This is a genomic window from Sphingomonas sp. FG14, from assembly GCF_057809675.1.
This window is the reverse complement of sequence record NZ_JBMDKK010000002.1, coordinates 83,014-106,716: the sequence shown is the minus strand read 5'-3', so window position 1 is coordinate 106,716 and position 23,703 is coordinate 83,014. Positions and strand designations below refer to the sequence as shown.

The window sequence follows — 23,703 nt, the reverse complement described above, 5'->3', positions numbered from 1 at the left end:
CAAGTCCGGGTAAATGGTGAGCAACCGGCGCGATGAGCGGCGACGCACCCGAAACGATCACCAGCCGAGACGTCGCCAGGGGCCTTGGCACGACGCTGCTCGCGCGGCTGGGCGGGGTGATCGATGTCGTCGCGCAGCCCGTCTATGTCTGGCTGTTCGGGCTGGCGAGCTTCGGCCTTTACGCGGTGCTGTGGGCCGCGGTGAACCTGATCGAGAATATCGCCGATCTCGGCATGACATCTTCCCTGCAACGGGTCGTGCCGCAGGCGAAGGATGAGGGAGAGGCGGTGGCGGCGCTGCGCGCGGCGCTCGCGATCGGCGTGCTGCCCTGCCTGATCATCGCCGCCGCCGCGTCGCTGGGCGCGGCGCATATCGCGCCATTGCTCAACGTCGCCGCCGGAGACGCCGGGCGCGTGGCGGAGGCGATCCGCATCTTCGCCTGGGCCTTGCCGCTCTGGGCCTTTGTCGAGATCGCGACATCGGGCCTGCGCGCGCGTCGCGTGTTCGGCGCGGAGATCCGGCTGCGCCTGTTCTGGGAACAGGCGATCCGGCTGGCGCTGGCCGCCGGCTTCTGGATCGTCAATCCGACGATCCTGTCGCTGTTCGTCGCGCACCTGATCTCGCTGGCGATCACCTGCCTGCTCAGCGTCCGGCTGCTGTCGCGCTATTATGATCTTCGCCTGTTCTTCCGCTTACCGCGCGGTGGATCAATGGCAGGCGCAACATTGCGCGCGGGGCTGGCGGCCTTGCCCGCCAACATGGTCGCGCGGCTGTTCGGCGATGCGCCGCCGATCCTGCTCAACGCGATCCTGCCCGGCGCGGCGGGCGCGACGAGCGCGGCGCTCTACACGATCGCGCGCAAGGTCTCGAGCATCGTCCAGCTCGTCCGCACCGCCTTCGCCTATGTGCTCGCCCCGCTCGCCTCCGCGGCGTCACGCGGCGGCAAGGCGGAGGTGCAGCCGCTCTATGCCTTCGCGACTCGGATGGCCTTTGCGCTGGTCGTGCCATTGGGGCTGGTGATGGCGGCCGGCGGCGAGGCGATACTGGGCCTGTTCGGGCGTGGCGCCGATGCCGCGCACGCGGCGCTGATCGTGCTGGTGCTGGCACGCATGGCGGAGGCGGTGTTCGGCGCCGCCGTGCCCGTGCAGCAGGTGATCGGCGGCTATCGCGCGCAGCTTGTCGCCAGCGCGACCGGGCTCGCCGCCGCCGCGATCGTCGCCGCGCCCCTGCTCGCGCGCTTCGGGCTGACCGGCATGGCGATCGCGGTGAGCCTGGGCTTCATCGTCGCGGCGGTGATGCCGCTGATCCAGCTCCATCGCTACGACGCGATCCATCCGTTCGAGCGGCCGTTCCTCCGCGTCGCCGTCCGATCGGTGCTGTTTTCGCTGCCGGGCCTCGCCTGCGCCTTCATGGCCGCACGTTTCCTGCCTGATGGCGCCGATATCGTCGCCGTTTCGGTGATCATGCTGGCATCGATCTGGCTGTCGTGCCGCTTCGCCCTGCCCCATGCCGACCGCGCGACGCTGGGCGGAACCGGGCGGGCATTGCGGCTGGTCTAGGATCCGGGCCGGATCGCCTGTCAGAATCCGTTCGGACTGAGCCTGTCGAAGTCCTGCCCTTTCTTTTACCGCCGCGCCGAAAAAGGACAGGGCTTCGACAGGCTCAGCCCGAACGGGGATCTTAGCGGATCAACGTGATGGCGGCCGCGTCATCCCATGCCCACTCATCCCGCCAGCAGATAACTGTCGCGCCGCGCGAGGCCGATCAGCGCCAGCCCGGCTTCACGCGCGCGTTCGAGCGCCAGGCCCGTCGGCGCGGAGATGGTGGCGAGCGCCGGGCACCCCGCCAGCACCGCCTTTTCGACCAGTTCGTAGGAGCAGCGCGCGGTGAGCAGGGCGAAGCCGCCATCCCAGCCCAGGCCGCCGCGCTGCATCGCGCCGATCAGCTTGTCGAAGGCGTTGTGGCGGCCGACATCCTCGCGCACCAGCCGGATCGCGCCATCGGCGGCGCACAGCGCGGCGCCATGGACCGCGCCCGTCGCACGATTGAGCACCTGATGCCCGTCGAGCGCCGCCAGCGCCGCAAACACTGCATCGGGCGCGGGCGGCACGCCCCCCACTTTGGGCAAGGGGCGCAGCGCCTGTTCCAGATTCTCGATTCCGCACAGGCCGCACGACGATTCGGAGACGCGGTGCCGCACGCGCTCGATCACCCGCTCCGCGCGTTCGGGAACGAGCTGGACGCGCAGGATGGTGCCGCGCTCGGCCGGATGCCACGATATGTCGAGAATGTCGCCGGCCGCGTCGATCAGCCGTTCCGAGGACGCGAAGCCATGGGCGAAATCGTCGAGATCGGCGGGCGTCGCCATCATCACGGCATAGCCGATACCGTTGAACTCGATCGCCAGCGGCCGCTCGTCCGCCACCGGCCGTTCGATCGGCGCCTGCGTGCCATCGGCACCGATCCGGGTGAAGCTGCGCGCGTCGCTCATGCCCCACCGTCGCGCAAAGCGCGGATATCGGCAAGGCGTTGCCGATGGCGAACAAGCGCGGCAAAGATGCGCGCATGACCGAGACCAACGGCGCCGTGCGCCACCTGACGCTCGACGCCATGCGCGGCATCGCGGTGATGGGCATATTGCTCATGAACATCGTGATGTTCGCGATGCCGTCCCAGGCCTATATCAATCCACTGGCCTGGGGCGGGGATGGCCCGCTCGACCTTGGCATCTGGACGGTCAATTTCGTGCTGGTCGACGGCAAGATGCGCGGCCTGTTCACGCTGTTGTTCGGCGCCAGCACGCTGCTGGTGATCGACCGGGCGGAGGCGCGGCAGCACAGTTCGATCAAGGTGCACTACAGCCGCATGATCTGGCTGCTGCTGTTCGGCCTGATCCATTATTACCTGATCTGGAGCGGCGACATCCTGATCCTCTACGCCGTGTGCGGGATGGTCATCTACGCCTTCCACCATAATGACGCCCGCTGGCTGCGCCGGGGCGCGGTGCTGACGATCACCATCAATTTCCTGGTCTGGGCGATCTTCGCGCTCTCCTTCATCCATATGAAGGCGACCGCCGGCGCCCCCGGCGCCAGCGCGGCGACCATCCAGTCCTTCCAGGAAACGCTGGTCGCGCTCGGCCAGCCGGGAAGCTGGGCGATCACGCAGGAGATCCAGGCCTATGCCGGCGGCTATGCCGACATCCTCGCCTATCGAACCGGTCCGACGGGCCTGTTCGGGCCGCTGATGATGATGATGCTCTACGGTTTCGAGACCATCGGGTTGATGATGCTCGGCATGTCGCTCTATCGGAACGGCTTCCTGACCGGTGAATGGGCGCCCGCGCGCTACGCGGCGATGGCGCTGCGCTGCTATCTGGTCGGCCTGCCCGCGATGATCGCGCTGGGATGGTGGTGCCGGTCGAGCGGGTTCGACACCGTCACCACCTTCAACGCCGTCATCGTCTGGTCGACGCCGTTCCGCATCATCCTGACGCTGGGGCACGCCGCCTTCGCCGTCTGGCTGATCCAGCGCTTCCGCGACAGCGGCGCGGTGGCGCGCATCGCCGCGACCGGCCGCGCGGCCTTCACCAACTATCTCGGCACCAGCATCGTCATGACGGCGATCTTCTACGGCTATGGACTGGGGCTGTACGGACAGGTTTCGCGCGCCGGCATCTATCTGGCGGTGCTCGGCGGCTGGGCGGCGATGCTGCTCTGGTCGAAACCATGGCTCGATCGTTTCACCTATGGGCCGTTCGAATGGCTGTGGCGCTCCCTGGCGCGCCGCGAATGGCAGGCGATGCGCCGGGGCTGATTCGCACGCCGGCGTCCGCGCGCATCACTTTCTATATTGCGATCTATTATCATTAGCCCTATCTCGATTCGCATTAGCCGGAGGGATTCGCCTTGGTCGTCTGCATCTGCAATGCGATCCGTGAGAAGGAACTGCGCGAGACCGTGCGAAACGGTGGCGCCAACAACGCGTGCAGCGCCTATGCCGCGCTTGGCCGACGCACCCGTTGCGGCCAATGCGTGCCGTTTGCGCAAAGCATTATCAAGGCCGAGCTTGCGACTGTCTAACAGTAGCGCATTGAAAAACCGCGGAAATCCGCCATTTTTTGCCTGACTTCGGCCCCTGAGCCGGGTATAAACGCGCCCGTGCTTACCAAGGAGCTTTGCCGTGAAGGGCGATACCAAAGTCATCGAATATCTGAACGAGGCGCTCAAGAACGAGCTGACCGCGGTCAACCAGTATTGGCTGCATTACCGGCTGCTCGACAATTGGGGCATCAGCCGCCTGGCGCATTTCGAGCGCCATGAGTCGATCGACGAGATGAAGCATGCCGACAAGCTGGCCGAGCGCATCCTGTTCCTCGACGGACTGCCCAATTTCCAGCTTCTCGGCCGGCTCAAGATCGGTGAGACCGTCGAGGAGATCCTGCAGTCGGATCTCGCGCTCGAGAATGAGGCGATCCCCCTGCTCAAGGACGGCATCGCCCATTGCGAGACGGTGCGCGACTATGTCAGCCGCGACCTGCTCACCGACATCCTCGAAAGCGAGGAAGAGCATGTCGACATGCTCGAGAAGCAGTTCGACATGATCAAGCGCATGGGCCTGGAAAACTACATCCAGCTCCAGTCCAAGCCCGCCGAGGACTGAGGCCTACGAAAATCACTCACTGTCATTCCCCGCGAACGCGGGAATCCAGCTTTTCCGTGAAGTATCAGGAAGAAGAGGCTGGATTCCCGCGTTCGCGGGAATGACAAGAAATGAACCGGCAACCCGCCAGGCGTCAGCGCGCCAATATCCGCGCCAGCGCATCGCGCATGACCGCGCGGAAGCGGATATTATCGTAGATATCGTTGTGCCCGGCGCCCGGCAGCGTTTCCGCCAGCACGAGATCGGGCACGGCGCGGCGCAGGGCCTCGGCATGGGCGGGCGGGATCAGCGTATCGCCGCCACCCACGACCAGCGCGACGGGTGCGCGGACCGCGCGGATTTCCGTCGCCGGCTCCATCCGGTGGCGCAGCAACGGCCTCACCGGCAGCCAGGGAAAATGACCGGCCGCGACATTCGCGAGCGAATCGAAGGGCGTGACGAGGATCAGCCCGTCGAGCGGGCGCGACGCCGCCAGCGATACCGCGACGCCGCTGCCGATGCTGAATCCGGCGGCGACGATCGGAAGCCCCGGAAAACGCGCGCGGACCTGATCATGGATGATGCGTGCATCCGCGATCAGCGCGTCGGCACCGGGCGCCCCGGTGCTCGGCGCATAGCCGCGATAATGGAAGGCGACGATATCCGCCTCCGGATAGAGATCGCGCAGCTTGAGCGCGGCCGCATCGGCATTCCAGCCATTGCCGCCGAAACCCAGCATCACGAATCGTTTCGAACCGGGCTCTCGCGGCGGCAGATATGTGCCGATCAACCTCGCCCCACCCCCGCCGGCGACCTCCAGCCGTTCGGCCGATGGCGGCATGGCGGGCGATGGCGGCACATTGCCCGCCGGAAAGATCATGCCCGTCTGCGCGAAGAAGACATAAGCGACGACCGCGCAGTAGAGCATGACCGGCACCGCCAGGACGCTCGCCAGTTTCAGCCACATGTCACGCGCCCGCCGATCCGCCGGTCAAGGTCTTGCTCATGAAATACCGGCAGCCGTTCCGGGGGTGGTCGGGGATCATGCCGACCACGGCATAGCCCAGGCTCTCGTAGAAATGCCGGGCCTGGAACGAGAAGGTATCGAGCCATATGCCGCGACATCCCGCCGCCAGCGCGATCCGCTCCGCCTCGCGCATCAGGCCTTTCCCGACACCCGCGCCGCGCAGCCGATCCGGCACGGCGACGATCTCCACATGCAGCCAATCATAGACGATCTCTCCCCACAGCCCGCCTTCGACCCGTGCGCCGTCATGATCGAGCGCGATCGCGACGGGCTCCGTCTTCATCGGCGGCCCGGCCCGTTCGTTGAATTCGAGCAGGGGCGCGGCGATCCTCGCGCCATCTTCGGCGGTCAGCGATTCGAGACGTTGCAATGTGGTGGCCATTTCCGCCGGATATGCGACGGATCGGCCGGGGACAATGCGGGCGCCGGTCAACGGCGCCGACGGGTCAGGATCAGATCCGCCCGAAACCCTGGTTGTTCGCTTCCACCTTGCGGCCGAAGCCCGGCTTGCGCTCCACCAGCGGGTTGCATTCGCGTTCGAAGGCCGTGAGCGTCGCCTCGAACATCGGACGAAGCTTCACGACATGCTCGATCACTTCGCCGGGGTCTTCGTGGGTTTCGACGCAGCGACGCGCGATCGTCTCGATCGCCTCCGCGATGTCGGACAGCGGTTCGGCGCCGAACTGGCGTGCCTCTCCCTTCAGCGTATGGGCGGGCAGCACCAGCCCGACCGCGTCGCGCGCGCGCATGGCGGTTTCGATCGCCGCGACGGACTTCGTGCCGTCCTCGCGGAAATAGCCGAGGATGCGAATGAAGTCCGCGCCCAGCTCCTGGCGGGTCGCGAAGAAAGCTGGCCAATCGACCAGATATTCCTCAGCCTCGGTCACTCGTGCATGCTCCTGCGAAACCGGCTCCCAACCCCGCCGGCCGAACTTAGCGGCACGGCGGTAAACAGGTCATTGACGACTCGCCCCGCCCCCCCGAAATTTCGACGCCTATTTATCGAACGGATTCTTGGGCGCGCGCAACGTCAATCGTACCGGTACCGCACCGAAACCAAGCTCCTTGCGGATGCCGTTGACCAGATAGCGGCGATAGCTTTCGGGAAGCTGGTCGACGCGGGTGCCGAACAGGATGAAGCCGGGCGGGCGCGTCTTCGCCTGGGTGATGTAGCGCAGCTTGATACGCTTGCCGCCGGGCGCCGGCGGCGGATTGGCTTCCACCGCGCGTTCGAACCAACGGTTGAGCTGTCCGGTCGAAACGCGCTTGCTCCATGCGTCGCGCGTTTCGAAGGCCGCCTGGATCAACTGATCGAGCCCCTTGCCCGTCGCGCCGGACACCGCGATCAGCGGCACGCCGCGCGCTTGCGCCAATCCCTCGTCCAGCGCCTTGCGCACGCCCTGGAACAGGCTGCTTGGATTTTCCGCCACATCCCATTTGTTGAGCGCGATCACCAATGCGCGCCCTTCCTCCAGCACGCGATCGGCGATCTTCAGGTCCTGCGCCTCCAGCCCCAGCGTGGCATCGAGCAGCAGCACGACCACCTCGGCGAAATCGACCGCGCGCAACGCGTCCGCCACCGACAGCTTCTCCAGCTTGTCCTGCACCTTGGCGCGCTTGCGCATGCCGGCCGTGTCGATCAGCCGCAGCGGGCGATCGTTCCATTTCAGGTCGATCGCGATCGAATCGCGCGTGATCCCCGCTTCCGGGCCGGTGATCAGCCGATCCTCGCCCAGGATGCGGTTGATCATCGTCGACTTGCCGGCATTGGGGCGACCGACCACGGCCAGCTTGAGCGGGCCGTCCTCGACGTCCTCGTCATCATCCTCGGCCGCCGCGGCGACCGCGGCGTCGACATAGGGCATCAGCGCCTCGAACAGCTCGACCATGCCCTCGCCATGTTCGGCGCTCAGTTCGACCGCGTCGCCAAAGCCAAGCTCCAGCGCTTCGAGCACGCCATCATTGCCCGCGCGCCCCTCCGCCTTGTTCGCGGCGAGGACGACGGGCGTGTTGCCGGCGCGCAGCCAGCGGCCGATCTCCGCGTCGAGCGGCACGATGCCGGCGCGCGAATCGACCATGAACAGCGCGACATCCGCGTCGGCCACCGCCGCCTCGGTCTGCGCGCGCATCCGGCCGGGCAGCGACTGGGGATCCTCATCCTCGAACCCGGCGGTGTCGACGATGCGAAATTCGAGGTCGAACAACCGCGCGTCGCCTTCGCGCCGGTCACGGGTCACGCCGGGGCGATCATCGACCAGCGCGAGCTTCTTGCCGACCAGCCGGTTGAAGAGCGTCGACTTGCCGACATTGGGCCGCCCGACAATGGCGACAGTGGGAAGATGCTTGGGCATCGGAGCGCGATAGGCGCTAATGCGCCGAGACTAAACCCCTCCCTTGCACGGGGAGGGGCATGATCTCACTTCCAGGCGGTGATTCGGCCGCTATTGTCGAGGATATAGAGCATGCCCCCGGCGACGACCGGCGGCAGATAGACCGGCCGGCCCAATTCGACGCGGCTCTGCACGCTGCCGTCGGACGGCGAGGCGTAGAGCAGGTCGCCATTGGTGCTGGTGAGCACCAGGCGATCGCCGGCCAGCACCGGCCCCTGCCAGAACATCGGCCCCTTCTTGTCCTTCTCGTCGCGATAGCGCGGAAGCTGGCTGCTCCAGCGGACCTTGCCGTTGATGCGCGAGACGCAGAGCAGCTTCGCCTCGTCGGTGACGACGAACAGCCATTCGCCCACCACCCAGGGGGTGGCGATGCCGGCGACGTTGAGTTCCCACAAACGCTGGCCGGTGACGAGTTCCAGCGAGACCATGCGCCCGCCAAGGCCCACGGCGAACACGCGGCCCTGATCGATCACCGGATCGGCGTCGACGTCGCTCAAGGTCGCGACCGCCGTCGAGATGCTGGTGCGCGCCAGCGCGTCCTGCCAGACTTCCTGGCCATTCTCATAGCGATAGGCCGAAAGCTCGCCCGACGAATAGCCGGAGATCACGGTTCCCTGCGCCACGGCGGGCGTGGCGATGCCGAAGATGCCCGCGCTTTCGAGCGTGCCGGAGCGCGACCATTCCTGGTTGCCGTCGCTGGTGCGCAGCGCGAAGATCTGGTTGTCCTGGCTCATCGCATAGACATTGCCGTTGCCGACGCCGGGGGCGCCGCGCAGCGGGCCGCCGGGGCGCTTCTTCCAGATCTGCTCGCCGGTCTGCGCATTGAAGGCGACGATGTCGCCGATGCCGTTGGTGGCGAAGACCTTGCCGTCGTCATAGCTGGCGCCGCCGCCGAACAGCGAACCGGAATTGCCGGTCATCTCGCCGCTCCAGAAGCTCAGGCCGCCCGCGACATCCTTGGGATCGCCGATCTGCGCTTCCCACGCCTTGGCGCCCGTCGCGGCGTCATAGGCGGTCAGCTTCGCGCGCGTATCGACAACGAACAGCTTGCCGCCCGCCACGATCGGCGCCGATCCCAGCCGCTCATATTTGCTCGCGCCCGCGATCTCGGCGCTCCACACCTGGCTGATGCTGGCGCCCAGCGCCAGATGACCCATCGATTTGGACGCGTTGCCGCCCGGCTGGCTCCATTCGGCGTTCGTGGTCGCCGGCGGCAGCACCACGGCGACGTCGGCGATCGACGGATCGACCTCGACACCGCTTTCCGATGTCAGCACGGGGATGCGCTTTCCGATCGTGGGGGTCTTCGGCTTGTTGTCGCCGCCCTTGAACACGCCGCACCCGCCCAAAAGCGCCGCCAGCGAACCCGCCAGCACAACACTCCGCAAAAGCTTCATTATTTCTTCTCTCCGTCCGGCTGAGCGACCGCGTCCACACCCAATAGCCCCGCCATCTGAACCGCGCGTTGACGGATGGTTTCGGGCACGCCCTCGTCGCGCGCGATCTCTCCGAAGAGCGGACCCGCGAGCTCGGGCTTGTTGAGATTGATATAGGCGATGGCGACCATTTCGCCCGCGCTGCCGAACCAGGGATTGCCCTTCACGGCCAGCGGCTTGAGGCGCGCCACCACATCCTGCGGCTTCATCGTGTCATATTCGGCGGCGGTCCAGCGGATCAGCGCCAGATCGCGATAGGGCTTGGCCAGGCTCGCATCCTCGGCCACCGCCTTGTAACCCGCGATCGCGCCCTTGGAATCATTGGCGGTGAGGCGGAGGCTGGCGGTCGTCAGCTTCGCGGCGGCGCGATATCCCTCGATATCGCTCTCGGTGAAGGGCTTGAGCGCCTTTTCCGCATCCTGGCCGCGCCCCTCGGACATGTCGGTGAAGATCTTCGTCACCGCCTCGCCATCGGCCTCGGCTTCCTTGGTACGCTCATGGTTCCACCACAGCCAGCCGCCGAACGCGCCGAGCGCGACGATCAGGCCGACGAGCATCCAGCGCCCCCAGCGCTGCCAGACGGTCGCGATCTGCTCGCGGCGCAACTCCTCGTCGACTTCGCGCTTGAAGGCTTCAACATTCGGGGGGGTGGATGCCACGTGGGACTCCGCTTTCAATCTGGATGGTCTGGCAAAAACTCGGCGGAACCTAGTTCGCTTTCCGCCAAAGGGGAAGCGCCCTCAGGGCTTGGGCTGATAGGTCTGTTCCGGCCCCGGGAAGCTGCGCGCGCGCACCTCCTCCGCATAGCGGCCGGCGGCCGCGTCGATCCGGCCGGCAAGATCGTCATAACGCTTCACGAAACGGGCGGTGCGTTCGAACATGCCGAGCATGTCGTCGATCACCAGCACCTGGCCGTCGCACTCGGCGGACGCGCCGATGCCGATCACGGGGCAGGAGACTTCCGCCGTCACCGCCTTGGCCAGCGGCTCGATCACGCCCTCCACCACCATCGAAAAGGCGCCGGCATCGGCGATCGCGCGCGCGTCGGCGATGATCTTGGCATGTTCGGCATTGGTGCGGCCGCGCGCGCCATAGCCGCCGAGCGCGTTCACCGCCTGTGGCGTGAGGCCGATATGGCCGACGACGGGAATGCCCCGCGCGGTGAGGAAAGCGACGGTCGGCGCCATCGCCTCCCCGCCCTCCAGCTTCACCGCCGCGGCGCCGGTTTCCGACATGATCCGGGCGGCGGAGACGAACGCCTGTTCGGGGCTCGCCTCATAGCTGCCGAACGGCATGTCGATCACCACCACCGAATGATAGCTGCCCCGCACGACCGCGGCGCCATGCGCGCACATCATGTCCAGCGTCACGCCCAGCGTGGACGGCAGGCCATAGATCACCTGGCCCAGGCTGTCGCCGACCAGCAGCATGTCGCAGTGATGATCGAGGATCTGCGCCATGCGCGCGGTATAGGCGGTCAGCATCACCACCGGATCCTTGCCCTTGCGCGCCTGGATCTGCGGCACGGTCATGCGCTTCATCGGCGCCGGCGTGGGATGCGCGCGGCTGGTGGAGGTGTCGAGCTGATAGGTCGTGGACATCGCGCCCCTCTAGCCATCTGTGAAGCGCATCGCCAGCGAAGCCTTGCATGAGTCCGATATTCTTGACTCCATGTTATAAATATCTAACATCATGACTATCGAATCGAACATTCAAGGACTGTCGGATGACGTTTCGCGAAAAGATCGCCTGGCTGACGCTCGGCGGGCTGGCGCTCGCCTTCGGCCCGTATTTCCTCATGATCGGGCGGCTGGGGAATCAGCCCTGGCTGATCGGCCCGGCGAGCGCGGGGCTGTTCATCGCGGTGGTGATCATCCTCACCATCGGCATGACGATCGGCAGCATCCTGGTGGCGCTGAGCAACGTTCGCGACGCGGAGCGGCCGAGCGACGAACGCGATCGCGAGATCGCCCGTCGGGCATCTTCGATCGCCTATGCCGTGCTGATCCCCGCCCTGTTCCTGGCGCTGGGCACGCTGATCCTCGGGCTGGGGCAGGCGGTGCTGGTCAATGCCGTGCTCGCCGCGATCGTCATCGCCGAACTGGTGCGGTGCGCGCTCGAGATCCGGGGCTATCGGCGGGGCTGGTGATGGCGGGGAAACGCATCACCAACACCATCCGCACCCTGCGCTTCCTGGCCGGGGAGATGACGCAGGCCGAACTCGGCGAACGCGTCGGCGTGACGCGGCAGACGATCGCCGCGATCGAGCAGGGCAAATATTCCCCGTCGCTGGAAACCGCGTTCCGCATCGCCGACATATTCGGCAAGCCGCTGGACGAGGTGTTCGGCTGGGAGGCGTGAGGAAGCCGTTTCTCCCCTCCCGCTAGCGGGAGGGGGACTGGCCGGCTCAGCGCTTCAGCGCGGCGACCGCGATGCCCGGAAAATCGCTGAACAAGCCATCGACGCCGAGCGCCGCGAACTGCCGGATTTCAGCGGTGAGGTCGCCCGGCTTGCGCGGGTCCACGCCCTTGCGCAATTCCAGCGGCAGGAAATAATTCTCCGCGCGGAAGGTCCAGACATGGACCTTGAGCCCCGCCGCATGCGCGTCCCTGACCAGATCGGTCGGCTCGCCCGATCGCCCGAGCATCGTGCGCGGCACGATCATCTCCTTGGAAGGGCCGATCCCGTCAGCGGTTCGCGCCACCTCGGCGAGCCCGGCGGGCGTCGCCAGCGCGGCATAGGTCCTGCCCGCCCCGTCGGCCGGGCCGCCGCCGGCATCCATCAGGAAGATCAGCCGCAATCCGGTCAGCCCGCGCAGCGTCTTGAGATTCTCCAGCTCGAACGACTGGATGAAGACCGGATCGTCCTTCGTCGTGTAGCCGTTCTTCGCCAGCAACGCGGCCAGCGGTTCCTCGAGGGCGAGGCCGATCGACCGGAAATAGCTGGGATGCTTGGTTTCGGGATAGAGCCCGATCCGGCGGCCGGTCTCCTTCTCCTTCGCGCGGGCGAGATCGATGATCTCCTGAAAGGTCGGGATATCGAACCTGCCGTCATAGGCCGCGTTGCCCGGCCGCAGCATCGGCAGCCTTTCCTTCGCGCGCAGCGTCTTCAGTTCGGCGAGCGTGAAATCCTCGGTGAACCAGCCGCTCACCGACTGGCCGTCGATCGTCTTCTTCGCCTTGCGCGCCGCGAATTCGGGATGATCGGCGACATCGGTGGTGCCCGATATCTCGTTCTCGTGGCGCGCGACGAGCACCCCATCCTTCGTCATCACCAGATCGGGCTCGATGAAATCCGCCCCCTGCTCGATCGCGAGCGTGTAGGAGGCAATCGTATGTTCGGGCCGCTCGCCGCTGGCGCCGCGATGCGCGATCACGATAGGGCTGGCGAGCGCGGGCGCGGTCATCGCCAGCGACGCCAGGGACAGGAGAACGGACCAGCGCATGAAACCCTCCGCATCAGGAGCGTCCTCCCTGGCCCGGCTTGGTTACGCCTTGATGGCGGCTTCATAGCGTTCCGGCTTGAAGCCGACGATCGTCTCGCCGCCGAGGTCGAGCACCGGCCGCTTGATCATCGACGGATTGGCCAGCATCAGCGCCACCGCCTTTTCGGCGTCGATTCCCTGCTTGTCCGCATCCGGCAGCGCGCGGAAGGTGGTGCCGGCGCGATTGAGGATGGTTTCCCAGCCATGTTCGGCCACCCAGCCGCCGAGCTTCGCCGCATCCGCGCCCAGCGCCTTGTAGTCGTGGAAATCATAAGCGACGCCATGGCCCTCAAGCCACGTTCGCGCCTTCTTGATCGTGTCGCAATTCTTGATGCCGTACATTGTGATGGTCACGCGTCACTCCCGTTCGCCGAATTCCGAAACGATCCGCCCGCCGCCGCGCAGCAGCCGTCCGCCGGCATGCTGTTCGCACGCCCCCTCCGCCTCCTGCACGCTCTGGAAGATGCCCAGCTTCTCCCAGCCATACCAGCGGCGGTGCTGGGCGATATACCAATCGGTCCAGGTGCGGCCGCTGAAGATCGCCTCGATCACCGACTTGCGCTGGTGGATCACGCGGTACCGGGTCTTCACTTGCCGTCGAGCCTCCTGCCGATCGTCGCCACTTGCTGCACCTCATAGCCGATGGCGGCGTAGAAACCGAGCGCCTGAACATTGTCGTCGCGCACCATCAGGCGGATGGCGGGACAGCCCCGCGCTTCGAGCCACGCCTCCGCCGCGCGCATCAGGCTACGGCCAAGCCCGGAGCGGCGCCGATCGGGCGCGACCGCGAGATAATAGACCCATCCGCGATGGCCGTCGAAACCGACCATCACCGATCCGGCCAGCGCATCGCCATCCCATAGCCCGAGAATCGCCGAGGACGGCCCCTCGATCGCGGTCCGCGCGTCCGTTGCCGGATCGTTCCAGGGGCGCGTCAGCCCGCATGCCTCCCACAACGCCGCGAGCGCGGGGATCGCATCGCGCCCGAGCGGCGCGATCACCCGGCGCTCGCCCGCATCGCCGTCACCTCGATCTCCACCTTCATCTCGGGCGCGACGAAGCCGGAGACGATCAGCCCGGTCGCCGCCGGGCGGATCTCGCCGAAGGTTTCGGCGAGCACGGGCACGATCGCGTGCCACCAGGCGATATCGGTGACGTAATAGGTGGCGCGCACCACATCGGCCATCGCGAAACCCGCCTCGTCCAGCGTGGCGGCGATCACGCGAAACGCGTTGCGCGCCTGTTCCGCCGCGTCGTCGGGCATGATCCGCGTATCCGGATCATAGCCGGTGCAGCCCGCCACGAAGCAGAAATCGCCCTGCACCACCGCACGCGAATAGCCGATCGTCGCCTCGAAGGGCGATCCGCTCGAAATCAGACGACGGCTCATGGGCATCACTCCTGCGATTCTGGATGCGGCCGGAATAGGCCTCCCTCGTCCGTCCGCAAGGGCTGATGACAGCGCTGATGACAGGGCACTCATCGAGTCCATCTCCAATACTTAGGATTTGACCTAAGTATTGGAGATGGACTAAGCCTCGCTCATCGAGTCGCAGCGAGGATCGCATGATGATGCCAGCCAGCCAGACCGCACCGGTGATCGACGGCATCTTCAAGGCGCTGTCCGATCCGACGCGGCGCCATGTGCTGGAACGGCTGAGCGCGCGGCCAGCCTCGGTGAGCGAGCTTGCCGCCCCCTATCGCATGGCGCTGCCAAGCTTTGTCGAGCATCTGAAGGTGTTGGAGAAGAGCGGACTGGTGCGTTCGCGCAAGGCCGGGCGGGTGCGAACCTACAGCCTCGCGCCCGAGCAGTTGAAGCTCGCCGAGGACTGGCTGGGGAAGCAGCGCACGCTCTGGGAACGACGGCTCGACCGGCTCGATGCCTATCTGTTGCAAATGAAAGAGGAGACGCCCGAATGACATCACCCCTTGGAACGCCCGACCCCAAGCTCGACCTGGTGCTCGAACGCGAGATCGACGTGCCCGTCGAACTGGTGTGGAAGGCATGGACCACGCCCGACCATCTCAAGAACTGGTTCGTGCCCAAGCCCTGGACGGTCACCGAATGCGAGATCGACCTGCGCGTCGGCGGCACCTTCCGCACCGTGATGCGCTCGCCCGAGGGTGACGAGTTTCCCAATCTCGGCTGCTATCTGGAGATCGTGCCCAATCAGCGGCTGATCTTCACCGACGCGCTGCTGCCCGGTTTCCGCCCGGCGCCCAAGCCCTTCTTCACCGCCGGCCTGCTGCTGGAGCCCACCGCGACGGGCACGCGCTACACCGCGATCGCGGTCCATGCCGACGAGGCCGGCCGGGAAACCCATGAGCAAATGGGCTTCCACGACGGCTGGGGCACGGTGGTCGACCAGATGGTCGCCTATATCAAGGCCAACTGACCGCGCTATCAGCGGGGTTTGAGCGCCCGCCGCACATCCATGCGGCGGGCAACTTTTCTAAAAAATCGAACATAATATCGGAACTTATCCCAGTATTTCGTCGAAGCGATTCTCCATATCACCGGCCTCACGGCAGCGCTGCTGGCCGGAGCAAGCCAAGGAATGGAGATTTCACGATGCCCCTCACCGCGACGCCGACCCCAGGCAAGAGCCTGCTTTCCCCGACCGATCATGCGCTGGTCCTGATCGATTTCCAGTCGCAGATGGCCTTCGCCACCAAGTCGATCGATCCAACGCTGCTGCGCAACAACGCCGCGCTGGTCGCCAACGCCGCCGCCGGCTTCGCGGTGCCCACCATCCTGACCACCGTTGCCGAGAAAAGCTTTTCCGGCCCGATGTTCGACGAGATCACGGACGCCTTTCCGGGCCAGGCGCTGCTCGACCGCACATCGATGAACACCTGGGAGGACGCCGCGGTGATCGACGCGGTCAACCGGATCGGCAAGGAGCGGCTGGTGTTCGCGGGCCTGTGGACGTCGGTCTGCATCGTCGGCCCCGTCGCGTCCGCGATCGACCAGGGTTTCGACGTCTATTTCATCGCCGACGCCTGCGGCGACATTTCCGAGGAAGCGCATGAACGCGCGGTGCAGCGTATGATCCAGCTCGGCGCCAAGCCGCTGACCGCGCTGCAATATCTGCTCGAACTGCAGCGCGACTGGGCGCGCGCCGAAACCTACGATTTCACGACCGGCGTCGCGAAGCGATGGGGCGGCGCCTATGGCCTGGGCGTCACCTATGCCAAGACCATGTTCGGCGCGTCCGAGGGCGGCCACGCCTGACCCATCACGGGCCGGGCGCCCGCCCGGCCTGTCCATCGATCGCATCAAATCGAAAGGATTCCGCCATGAGCTTCGTGACCACCAACGACGGTACCCGCCTCTTCTACAAGGACTGGGGCAGCAAGGACGCCCAGCCCGTCGTCTTCTCCCATGGCTGGCCGCTCAGCGCCGATGCATGGGACGGGCAGATGCTCTTCATGCTCCAGCAGGGCTATCGCGTCGTCGCCCATGACCGTCGCGGTCATGGCCGATCTGACCAGCCGGCGACCGGCAACGACATGGACAGCTACGCCGACGACCTCGCCGCCGTGATCGAAGCGCTGGACCTGAAGAACGCCATCCTTGTCGGCCATTCGACGGGTGGTGGAGAGATCAGCCATTATGTCGGCCGACATGGCACCGCGCGCGTCGCGAAGATGGTGCTGGTCGGCGCGGTTCCGCCGACCATGGCGAAGAGCGAGGCCTATCCCGGCGGCCTGCCGATCGAGGTATTCGACGGCATCCGCAAGGCGGTGCTCGACAATCGTTCGCAATTCTATCTCGATCTGCCCACCGCCTTTTTCGGCTTCAACCGCGACGGCGTCGAACCCAATGAAGGCCTGCGCCAGTCCTTCTGGGCGCAGGGCATGGCAGGATCGATCCTGGGCCAGTATCTGTGCGTCCGCGAATTTTCCGAGGTCGATTATACCGAGGATCTGCGCAGCATCGACGTGCCGACACTGGTGATCCATGGCGATGACGACCAGATCGTGCCGATCGGCAATGCCGGCCTGCTTTCCGCGAAGATCGTGCCGAATGCGACGCTCAAGATCTACGAGGGCGCGCCGCACGGGCTGACCGCCACCCACCAGGACCGGCTGAACGCCGACCTCCTCGCCTTCGCGCGCAACTGACGGACAGGCCATGTTCGCTTCGGACCGAAATCGGCCCGACGCGTGAATCATGGCCTCCCCCTGGGATGAAGTGAGAACGGACCGATGAAACCCTATCTGCTTTCGCTGGGCGCCGGGCTGCTGGTCGGCATCGTCTACAGCCTGCTCAACGTCCGTTCCCCCGCCCCGCCGACGATCGCGCTGATCGGCCTGCTCGGCATCCTGCTTGGCGAACAGGTGCTGCCCGTCGCCAAGCGGGTGCTGCGCGGCCAGGACGTGCTCGCCTATGTCCGCGCCGATTGCGCCGAGCAGGTGCTGGGTGTGGCGCCCCGCCCGGAAGACCGGGCATGACGCGCCTCACCCGCCGCCAGACGCTCGCCGGCGCCGCCGGCACGATCCTCGCCTCACCCGCCATCGCCTCCATGGGGAGACCCGCAATGCCCTCGACCGCTCTTGTCCTGACCAACGCCAAGGTGACGACGCTCGACCGTGAGAACCCCCAGGCGGAAGCGGTCGCGATCCGCGACGGCGTGTTCGTCGCGGTCGGATCCGAAGCGGAGGCGCGCGCCGCCGCCGGCGCGGGGGCGACGGTGATCGACGCCAGGGGCCGCCGGCTGATCCCCGGCCTGATCGACAGCCACATCCATGTCATCCGCGGCGGGCTCAACTATAATATGGAACTGCGCTGGGACGGCGTTCCCAGCCTGTCAGACGCGATGGCGATGCTGAAGCGCCAGGCGGAGAACACGCCGCCGCCGCAATGGGTGCGCGTCGTCGGCGGCTTCACCGAGCATCAGTTCGCCGAGAAGCGGCTGCCGACGATCGAGGAGATCAACGCCGCCGCCCCGGACACGCCGGTGTTCATCCTGCACCTTTACGATCGCGCCCTGCTCAACGCGGCGGCGCTGCGCGCGGTGGGCTACACCAGGGACACGCCCAATCCGCCGGGCGGCGAGATCGTCCGCGACGCGGCGGGCAACCCGACCGGCCTGCTGCTCGCCCAGCCCAACGCCACCATCCTTTATGCGACGCTCGCAAAGGGGCCGAAGCTGCCGCCGGAATATCAGCTCAATTCGACCCGCCATTTCATGCGCGAGCTCAATTCGCTCGGCGTCACCAGCGTCATCGACGCGGGCGGCGGTTTCCAGAATTATCCCGACGATTACGAGATCATCGAGACGCTGCACCGCGACGGCGAACTGACGCTGCGCATCGCCTATAACCTGTTCACGCAGAAGCCGAAGGAGGAGCTGAAGGACTTCGCGAGCTGGTCCACCCAGGTGAAGCCCGGCGACGGCGACGACAGCTATCGCCACAATGGCGCGGGCGAGATGCTGGTCTATTCGGCCGCCGATTTCGAGGATTTCCGCGTCGCCCGGCCAGACATGCCGCCGAACATGGAAAGCGACCTGGAACCGGTGATCCGCCTGCTCGCCGAACGCCGCTGGCCGTGGCGGCTGCACGCGACCTATGACCAGACCATCGGCCGCGCGCTCGACGTGTTCGAGAAGGTGAACCGCGACATCCCGTTACAGGGTCTCAACTGGTTCTTCGATCATGCCGAGACGATCAGCGACCGCAATATCGATCGGATCGCGGCGCTGGGCGGCGGCATCGCCGTGCAGCATCGCATGGCTTATCAGGGCGAATATTTCGTCGAGCGCTATGGCGCCAGGGCGGCCGAACGCACCCCGCCGATCAAGCGGATGATGGCGGCGGGCCTTCCAGTGGGGGCCGGCACCGACGCGACGCGCGTTGCAAGCTACAATCCCTGGGTCTCCCTGTCCTGGCTGGTGACGTCGAAAACCGTGGGCGGGCTGCGGCTCTATCCGCAGGCCAATCGGCTCGATCGCGAAACCGCGCTGCGGCTGTGGACGGAGGCCAACACCTGGTTCTCCAACGAACAGGGCAAGAAGGGCCGGATCAAGACCGGCGAGCTCGCCGACCTCGCGCTGCTTTCGGACGATTATTTCGCGGTGCCGGAGGACGAGATCACCGGCCTGCGCGCGGTGCTGACGATGCTCGGCGGCAAGGTGGTGCATGGCGAAGGTGATTTCGCCGATCTCGCCCCGCCCGCCCCGCGCCCCATGCCGGACTGGTCGCCGGTCGCGACCTTCGGCGGCTATTGGCGCAAGCCCGAAGCCGCGCAAAAGCTGGCATCGGCCTGCGCCTGCCATTCGGCCTGCCAGGTCCATGGCCATGACCATGCGGCGGCGCTGGGCGCCGCCGTGCCCGCCGCCGACGTCCAGAGCTTCTGGGGCACGCTGGGCTGCGGCTGCTGGGCGGTCTGAGCGGGATTGGCGGGAGAGACAGGATGACACGGACCGGCACCACGCCCCGCCCGATCGCCGCGATCCTCGACTGGCCGGCAAGCTGGTTCGTCGCGCGGCTGGCGCTGGTCGGCCCCTATCTGATCGGCGGCGTCGTCAAGCTGGCGGACTGGCAGGGCGCGGTGGCGGAACAGGCGCATTTCGGCGTGCAGCCCGCCGCGCTGTTCGCGGCGCTCACCATCCTGGTCGAACTGATCGGCCCCGCGCTGATCCTGCTCGACCGGCTGGCCTGGCTGGGCGCGGGCATGCTGGGCGTGTTCACGCTGTTCGCGGCCATCGTCGCCAACGCCTTCTGGACGATGGACGGCCCCGATCGCTTCATGGCGACCAACGCCTTTTTCGAACATCTGGGGCTGATCGGCGGATTCGTGCTCGTCGCGATCCTCTCGCACCGGCGGGCGAGCCGTGGCTAGCCATATGCCCGCCATCGCGCTGCTGCTGGCCGGCGCGTCGCCGGCGTCGGCGCAGGCCGGCGAAGCCTGGCGGGCGCCGACGCTCACCAACACGCGTTATGACGAGGACTGGTCGAAGCTCGCCGATCCGGCGGCGCGGAACGGGCATTGGAGCGAGGCCTTCAAATATATCCCGCTCGACGCGGCCGGCGACGCATGGCTGACGACGGGCATCGAGATCCGGCTGCGTTCCGAGAGCAACCGCGACGCGCTGTGGGGCGCCGCCGACGCGCCCGGTGATTCCTATCTCTGGGCGCGGGCGCTTCCCTATGCCGACCTGCATGTCGGCGCGGTCCGCGCCTTTGTCCAGCCGATCGCGGCCTATGCCGTCGGCATGGCCCCGGCCGCCGGGCCGATCGACCAAAGCCGCATCGACCTGCTCCAGGCGTTCGGCGAGGTCGCTCTGCCGCTGGGCGGAGAGACCCGGCTTTCGCTTCGCGCCGGCCGGCAGATGCTGTCGCTCGGCACCGAACGGCTGGTCGGCACGCGCTATGGCCCCAATGTCCCCCTCGCCTTCGACGGCGCGCGCGCCGACCTGATCCGGGGTGCGACGAAGATCAGCCTGTTCGCGGCGCGGCCGGTCAGGCCCGGCACCGGATCGTTCGACGACCGTTCCTCACCCACCAGATCGCTCTGGGGCGCCTATGCCGCGCTGCCGGGGCTCGACCTTTATTATCTCGGCTATCGTAACAGCGATGCGCGTTTCGGCGGCGTTTCGGGTGAGGAACGACGGCACAGCCTGGGACTGCGCAGCCATGGCGATACCGGCGACTGGCACTGGAATGTCGAGGCGGTGGCGCAATTCGGCCGCTTCGCCGGCCAAGGGATCAGAGCCCGAAAAATCAGGGCATGGACACTCGGCAGCGAAGTCGGCCGGCGCTTTCCCCGGACTCCGCTGGCGCCGCGCGCGGTGATGCGCTTCAACATCGTCAGCGGCGACCGCGATCCAGCGGACGGCACGCTCGCCACCTTCAACGCGCTGTTTCCCAAGGGTAAATATTTCGGCGAACTCTCGCCGGTCGGCCCCTACAACATCGTCAACCTCAACCCCAGCGTCTCGCTCGACCTGGGCGGCAACGTCTCGCTCGCGATCGCCGGCATGGCCTATTGGCGCTATGCGCGCGGCGACGGCGTGTACGACATTCCCGGCAACCTGATCCGCGCGCCGGGCACCGCGCGCGACCGCTTCATCGGCAAGGAGATCGAGGCGGCGCTGAGCTGGCAGGCGACACCCGAGCTCGAACTCTCGACATCGCTTTCCGCATTCCAGCCCGGCGGCTTCATCCGCCAGACCGGGCCGGCCCGCACCATCGGCCTGTTCGGCCTAGAAGCCAATTTCCGGATCTGAAAGGCACGCCATGAGCACCACCCCGCCCCAATCGCCATCCCAGCCCACGACCCAGGCCCCGCCACTGGCCGGGCTGCTGCTGCTGCTTTCGGTCACGACCGGCCTGGTCGACGCGATCAGCGTGCTCGGGCTGGGCAAGGTGTTCACCGCCAACATGACGGGCAATATCGTCTTCCTGGGCTTCGCGGCGGCGGGCACGCCGGGCTTTCGCGTCGCCCCCTATCTGGTCGCGATCGTCGCTTTCCTGGCGGGCGCGCTGGTCGCGGGCCGGACGGGCAAGGCGCATGCCGGCCGGCCGCTGCGCCGCTGGCTGATGATCGCCGCGACGATCGAGGCGGTGCTGCTGTGGATCGCCGCCGCCATCGCGATCGATTTCGACGTGGCGACGCAGACGCCCGATCGCAGCGTCTATGCGATCATCATCCTGACCGGCCTGGCCATGGGATTCCGCAACGCGACGATCCGCCAGCTCAAGGTGCCCGATCTCACCACGACGGTGCTGACCTTGACGCTGACCGGGCTCGCCGCCGATTCGAGCCTGGCGGGCGGCGCCAACATCAACTGGCGACGGCGCATCGGCAGCGTCGCCGCGATCTTCGGCGGCGCCGCATTGGGCGCGGTGCTGGTGATGCGCACCGGGCTGACCGTGCCGCTGATCCTGGCCGGCGCGCTCGTTCTGGCGGGCACCGCCGCCTGCGCCTTCCATCCCGGATCGGCGCGGCCGGCGTGATACGGGCTCAGATATCCCCGAACCCGTCCTCCTCGACATCGTTAACGCCCAGCGCGACGAACTGATCGAGCAGCCACGACGCGGCCGGGCCGGGCGGGGTGTCGCGCCGCCAGACGCCCGCGAAGCGATAGGTGCCGCCGGGATGATCGGGCATGTGGAGGCGCACCAGCGTGCCCGCGACCAGATCGGGCTCGATCATCGGCAGCGGCATGTTGCCCCAGCCGATCCCTTCGCGCAGCAGCGCGTGCTTGGCGCCGAGATCGGCGAGCCGCCAGGTCTTCGGGCTCAGCACCGAGAAATCCTGCCCCTCGGTGAAGCGCGAGCGATCGGTGAGCACGAGCTGGGTATAATCGCGTCCCGCGCCCGGCGCGATCCGCTCCATGCGCCCCAGCGGGTGATCGGGCGCGGCGACGGGCACCATCGGCACCGATCCGGCGGAGATGCATTCGACCCCCTCGACCCCTGCCGCCAATGGGCCCGAGATGCCGACCACCGCCGTCCTGTCGAGCACCATCGCGGTGATCGCGCCCAGCGCCTCGGCATGAAGCCGCAGCGACACCGTCGGGAACTCGGCCGCAAAGGCGCGCAGCACCTTGCCCAGCCGATCGGCCGGCAGCATCACGTCCACCGCCAGGTCGACCTCCGCCTCCAGGCCGTCGAGCAACCCCTTCACCTTGGCGCGCAGCCCGTCGATGCCCTGCGAGATGGCGCGCGCCTCCGCCAGCAACGCACGGCCCGCCGTGGTGAGCACGGGCTTGCGCGACCCCTCCCGCTCGAACAGCGTCAGCCCGAGCTGCTGTTCCAGGTTCATGATGCCATAGCTGATCACCGAGACCGCGCGGTTGAGCCGCCGCCCCGCCGCCGCGAAGCTGCCGGTGTCGACGATGGCGAGGAAGATCCTGAGCTGATCGAGCGTCGGGGTGCCCGGGTTCGCCATCGTTCAACTCCATCGAACATTTGAACCGATTTTATGCCAGTTCAATAGAAAGGTCTCAACCTCTATCTCCCTCTCATCACAGCAGAGGCCCCACGGGGCATCGAGGAGACAGACCATGATCGAACTTCGCCCTTTCGCCAGCCTTGGCGGCGCCAATCACGGCTGGCTGGATGCCAAGCATCACTTCTCGTTCGCCGGCTATCACGACGATGCCCGGATGAACTGGGGCGACCTGCGCGTCTGGAACGACGACACCATCGCGCCCAAGACCGGCTTTCCCCCGCATCCGCATCGCGACATGGAGATCATCACCTATGTCCGCGAAGGCGCGATCACGCATGAGGACAGCCTGGGCAACAAGGGCCGAACCGAAGCGGGCGACGTGCAGGTGATGTCCGCCGGCACGGGCGTGCGGCATTCGGAATATAATCTGGAGGACGTGACGACGCGGATCTTCCAGATCTGGATCATCCCCTCGAAGACCGGCGAGCAGCCGAGCTGGGGCGCCAAGCCCTTCCCCAAGGGCGAGCGCGCCGGGCGCTTCGTGGTGCTGGCGTCCGGTTTCGACAACGACAATGACGCGCTGCCGATCCGCACCGATGCCCGCGTCGTCGGCGCTTCGCTCAAAGCGGGCGAGACCGCCGAATATCCGCTGGGCAAGGATCGTCGCGGCTATCTCGTCCCCGCCACCGGCGCGGTCGAGATCGAGGGCATCCGCGTCAACGCCCGCGACGGCGCGGCGATCAGGGATGTCGAGGTGCTGCGGGTGACGGCGACCGAGGACAGCGAGATCGTGCTGGTCGACGCCGCCTGATCCGGAA

30 protein-coding genes are annotated in these 23,703 nt (G+C 66.8%); 16 read left to right on the top strand and 14 right to left on the bottom strand.

All coding sequences use genetic code 11. The features are described 5' to 3' along the window. Positions 1-32 precede the first annotated feature (32 nt). Complete coding sequence (locus tag ACODTA_RS08680; RefSeq protein ID WP_489065503.1) at positions 33-1,559, top strand: lipopolysaccharide biosynthesis protein; 1,527 nt, start codon at positions 33-35, stop codon at positions 1,557-1,559. Positions 1,560-1,723: 164 nt separating this feature from the next. Here the strand turns inward: ACODTA_RS08680 and fdhD are convergent, their stop codons facing one another. Beyond that, on the bottom strand, positions 1,724-2,491 hold the full coding sequence (fdhD, locus tag ACODTA_RS08675) for a formate dehydrogenase accessory sulfurtransferase FdhD (RefSeq protein ID WP_489065502.1): 768 nt from the start codon (positions 2,489-2,491) through the stop codon (positions 1,724-1,726). A 74-nt stretch (positions 2,492-2,565) separates the two neighbouring features. On the opposite strand from fdhD, the gene ACODTA_RS08670 reads away from it, so the two are divergent. The 3 genes from ACODTA_RS08670 (at position 2,566) to bfr (ending at position 4,662) form a co-directional block, all read left to right on the top strand. Then, on the top strand, positions 2,566-3,816 hold the full coding sequence (locus ACODTA_RS08670; protein WP_489065501.1) for a DUF418 domain-containing protein: 1,251 nt from the start codon (positions 2,566-2,568) through the stop codon (positions 3,814-3,816). 92 nt (positions 3,817-3,908) lie between these two features. Then, positions 3,909-4,082: a (2Fe-2S)-binding protein gene (locus tag ACODTA_RS08665; protein WP_222990757.1), complete on the top strand. Its 174-nt coding sequence runs from the start codon at positions 3,909-3,911 to the stop codon at positions 4,080-4,082. A gap of 100 nt (positions 4,083-4,182) precedes the next feature. Further along, the gene (bfr, locus tag ACODTA_RS08660; protein WP_489065500.1) at positions 4,183-4,662 is read left to right on the top strand and encodes a bacterioferritin; all 480 of its coding nucleotides are present in this window, start codon (positions 4,183-4,185) and stop codon (positions 4,660-4,662) included. A gap of 133 nt (positions 4,663-4,795) precedes the next feature. On the opposite strand, the gene ACODTA_RS08655 is transcribed toward bfr, so the two are convergent. The 7 genes from ACODTA_RS08655 to panB form a co-directional block, all read right to left on the bottom strand. Next, complete coding sequence (locus tag ACODTA_RS08655; protein WP_489065499.1) at positions 4,796-5,608, bottom strand: alpha/beta hydrolase; 813 nt, start codon at positions 5,606-5,608, stop codon at positions 4,796-4,798. A gap of 1 nt (position 5,609) precedes the next feature. Beyond that, a complete protein-coding gene (locus tag ACODTA_RS08650) occupies positions 5,610-6,050 on the bottom strand; it encodes a GNAT family N-acetyltransferase (RefSeq protein ID WP_489065498.1) in 441 nt (146 codons plus the stop codon). A gap of 70 nt (positions 6,051-6,120) precedes the next feature. Then, positions 6,121-6,555 (bottom strand): Hpt domain-containing protein, encoded by a 435-nt coding sequence (locus tag ACODTA_RS08645; protein ID WP_489065496.1) that lies wholly within the window; start codon positions 6,553-6,555, stop codon positions 6,121-6,123. 108 nt (positions 6,556-6,663) lie between these two features. After that, complete coding sequence (gene der, locus ACODTA_RS08640) at positions 6,664-8,019, bottom strand: ribosome biogenesis GTPase Der (RefSeq protein WP_489065495.1); 1,356 nt, start codon at positions 8,017-8,019, stop codon at positions 6,664-6,666. 65 nt (positions 8,020-8,084) lie between these two features. After that, positions 8,085-9,455 carry an outer membrane protein assembly factor BamB family protein gene (locus ACODTA_RS08635; RefSeq protein ID WP_489065494.1) on the bottom strand — a complete coding sequence of 457 codons (1,371 nt, stop codon included), beginning with the start codon at positions 9,453-9,455 and terminating at the stop codon, positions 8,085-8,087. Further along, positions 9,455-10,153: a tetratricopeptide repeat protein gene (locus tag ACODTA_RS08630; RefSeq protein WP_489065493.1), complete on the bottom strand. Its 699-nt coding sequence runs from the start codon at positions 10,151-10,153 to the stop codon at positions 9,455-9,457. The genes ACODTA_RS08635 and ACODTA_RS08630 overlap by 1 nt, the downstream gene beginning before the upstream one ends. An 81-nt stretch (positions 10,154-10,234) precedes the next feature. Further along, complete coding sequence (panB, locus tag ACODTA_RS08625; RefSeq protein WP_489065492.1) at positions 10,235-11,095, bottom strand: 3-methyl-2-oxobutanoate hydroxymethyltransferase; 861 nt, start codon at positions 11,093-11,095, stop codon at positions 10,235-10,237. Between the two features lie 125 nt (positions 11,096-11,220). Here panB and ACODTA_RS08620 point away from each other — a divergent pair, with 125 nt between their 5' ends. Both ACODTA_RS08620 and ACODTA_RS08615 read left to right on the top strand, forming a co-directional pair. Continuing rightward, positions 11,221-11,643 (top strand): DUF2178 domain-containing protein, encoded by a 423-nt coding sequence (locus tag ACODTA_RS08620; protein WP_489065491.1) that lies wholly within the window; start codon positions 11,221-11,223, stop codon positions 11,641-11,643. Next, the gene (locus ACODTA_RS08615) at positions 11,643-11,855 is read left to right on the top strand and encodes a helix-turn-helix transcriptional regulator (protein ID WP_489065490.1); all 213 of its coding nucleotides are present in this window, start codon (positions 11,643-11,645) and stop codon (positions 11,853-11,855) included. The genes ACODTA_RS08620 and ACODTA_RS08615 overlap by 1 nt, the downstream gene beginning before the upstream one ends. Before the next feature lie 46 nt (positions 11,856-11,901). Here ACODTA_RS08615 and ACODTA_RS08610 read toward each other — a convergent pair whose 3' ends face one another. From ACODTA_RS08610 to ACODTA_RS08590, 5 genes are read right to left on the bottom strand one after another with little or no spacing between them, the layout of a single operon-like run. Next, positions 11,902-12,939, bottom strand: coding sequence for a glycerophosphodiester phosphodiesterase (locus ACODTA_RS08610; protein ID WP_489065489.1), 1,038 nt, complete (start codon positions 12,937-12,939; stop codon positions 11,902-11,904). Between the two features lie 42 nt (positions 12,940-12,981). After that, positions 12,982-13,320 carry an ArsC family reductase gene (locus ACODTA_RS08605; RefSeq protein WP_489066189.1) on the bottom strand — a complete coding sequence of 113 codons (339 nt, stop codon included), beginning with the start codon at positions 13,318-13,320 and terminating at the stop codon, positions 12,982-12,984. A 15-nt stretch (positions 13,321-13,335) separates the two neighbouring features. Continuing rightward, positions 13,336-13,569: a hypothetical protein gene (locus tag ACODTA_RS08600; RefSeq protein ID WP_489065488.1), complete on the bottom strand. Its 234-nt coding sequence runs from the start codon at positions 13,567-13,569 to the stop codon at positions 13,336-13,338. Beyond that, positions 13,566-13,979 (bottom strand): GNAT family acetyltransferase, encoded by a 414-nt coding sequence (locus tag ACODTA_RS08595; RefSeq protein WP_489065487.1) that lies wholly within the window; start codon positions 13,977-13,979, stop codon positions 13,566-13,568. The genes ACODTA_RS08600 and ACODTA_RS08595 overlap by 4 nt, the downstream gene beginning before the upstream one ends. Further along, a complete protein-coding gene (locus ACODTA_RS08590) occupies positions 13,976-14,368 on the bottom strand; it encodes a RidA family protein (protein ID WP_222990769.1) in 393 nt (130 codons plus the stop codon). Before ACODTA_RS08590 ends, ACODTA_RS08595 begins: the two co-directional genes overlap by 4 nt. A gap of 176 nt (positions 14,369-14,544) precedes the next feature. Here ACODTA_RS08590 and ACODTA_RS08585 point away from each other — a divergent pair, with 176 nt between their 5' ends. The 9 genes from ACODTA_RS08585 (at position 14,545) to ACODTA_RS08545 (ending at position 21,945) form a co-directional block, all read left to right on the top strand. Further along, on the top strand, positions 14,545-14,898 hold the full coding sequence (locus ACODTA_RS08585; protein ID WP_489065486.1) for an ArsR/SmtB family transcription factor: 354 nt from the start codon (positions 14,545-14,547) through the stop codon (positions 14,896-14,898). Next, the gene (locus ACODTA_RS08580) at positions 14,895-15,374 is read left to right on the top strand and encodes an SRPBCC family protein (protein ID WP_489065485.1); all 480 of its coding nucleotides are present in this window, start codon (positions 14,895-14,897) and stop codon (positions 15,372-15,374) included. The genes ACODTA_RS08585 and ACODTA_RS08580 overlap by 4 nt, the downstream gene beginning before the upstream one ends. A gap of 176 nt (positions 15,375-15,550) precedes the next feature. Next, on the top strand, positions 15,551-16,213 hold the full coding sequence (locus tag ACODTA_RS08575; RefSeq protein ID WP_489065484.1) for an isochorismatase family protein: 663 nt from the start codon (positions 15,551-15,553) through the stop codon (positions 16,211-16,213). A gap of 65 nt (positions 16,214-16,278) precedes the next feature. Beyond that, complete coding sequence (locus ACODTA_RS08570; protein ID WP_489065483.1) at positions 16,279-17,106, top strand: alpha/beta fold hydrolase; 828 nt, start codon at positions 16,279-16,281, stop codon at positions 17,104-17,106. A gap of 84 nt (positions 17,107-17,190) precedes the next feature. After that, the gene (locus ACODTA_RS08565; RefSeq protein ID WP_489065482.1) at positions 17,191-17,436 is read left to right on the top strand and encodes a DUF1427 family protein; all 246 of its coding nucleotides are present in this window, start codon (positions 17,191-17,193) and stop codon (positions 17,434-17,436) included. Then, positions 17,433-19,376 carry an amidohydrolase gene (locus tag ACODTA_RS08560; RefSeq protein ID WP_489065481.1) on the top strand — a complete coding sequence of 648 codons (1,944 nt, stop codon included), beginning with the start codon at positions 17,433-17,435 and terminating at the stop codon, positions 19,374-19,376. The genes ACODTA_RS08565 and ACODTA_RS08560 overlap by 4 nt, the downstream gene beginning before the upstream one ends. 23 nt (positions 19,377-19,399) lie before the next feature. Then, positions 19,400-19,828, top strand: a complete 429-nt coding sequence (locus ACODTA_RS08555; RefSeq protein ID WP_489065480.1) for a DoxX family protein — start codon at positions 19,400-19,402, stop codon at positions 19,826-19,828. Continuing rightward, a complete protein-coding gene (locus ACODTA_RS08550) occupies positions 19,821-21,215 on the top strand; it encodes an alginate export family protein (protein ID WP_489065479.1) in 1,395 nt (464 codons plus the stop codon). The genes ACODTA_RS08555 and ACODTA_RS08550 overlap by 8 nt, the downstream gene beginning before the upstream one ends. Positions 21,216-21,225: 10 nt before the next feature. After that, positions 21,226-21,945, top strand: coding sequence for a YoaK family protein (locus ACODTA_RS08545; RefSeq protein ID WP_489065478.1), 720 nt, complete (start codon positions 21,226-21,228; stop codon positions 21,943-21,945). Between the two features lie 7 nt (positions 21,946-21,952). Here ACODTA_RS08545 and ACODTA_RS08540 read toward each other — a convergent pair whose 3' ends face one another. Beyond that, positions 21,953-22,882, bottom strand: a complete 930-nt coding sequence (locus ACODTA_RS08540) for a LysR family transcriptional regulator (RefSeq protein ID WP_489065477.1) — start codon at positions 22,880-22,882, stop codon at positions 21,953-21,955. Between the two features lie 115 nt (positions 22,883-22,997). Between ACODTA_RS08540 and ACODTA_RS08535 the strand changes: the two genes are divergently transcribed. Next, positions 22,998-23,696 (top strand): pirin family protein, encoded by a 699-nt coding sequence (locus ACODTA_RS08535; RefSeq protein ID WP_489065476.1) that lies wholly within the window; start codon positions 22,998-23,000, stop codon positions 23,694-23,696. Positions 23,697-23,703 lie beyond the last annotated feature (7 nt).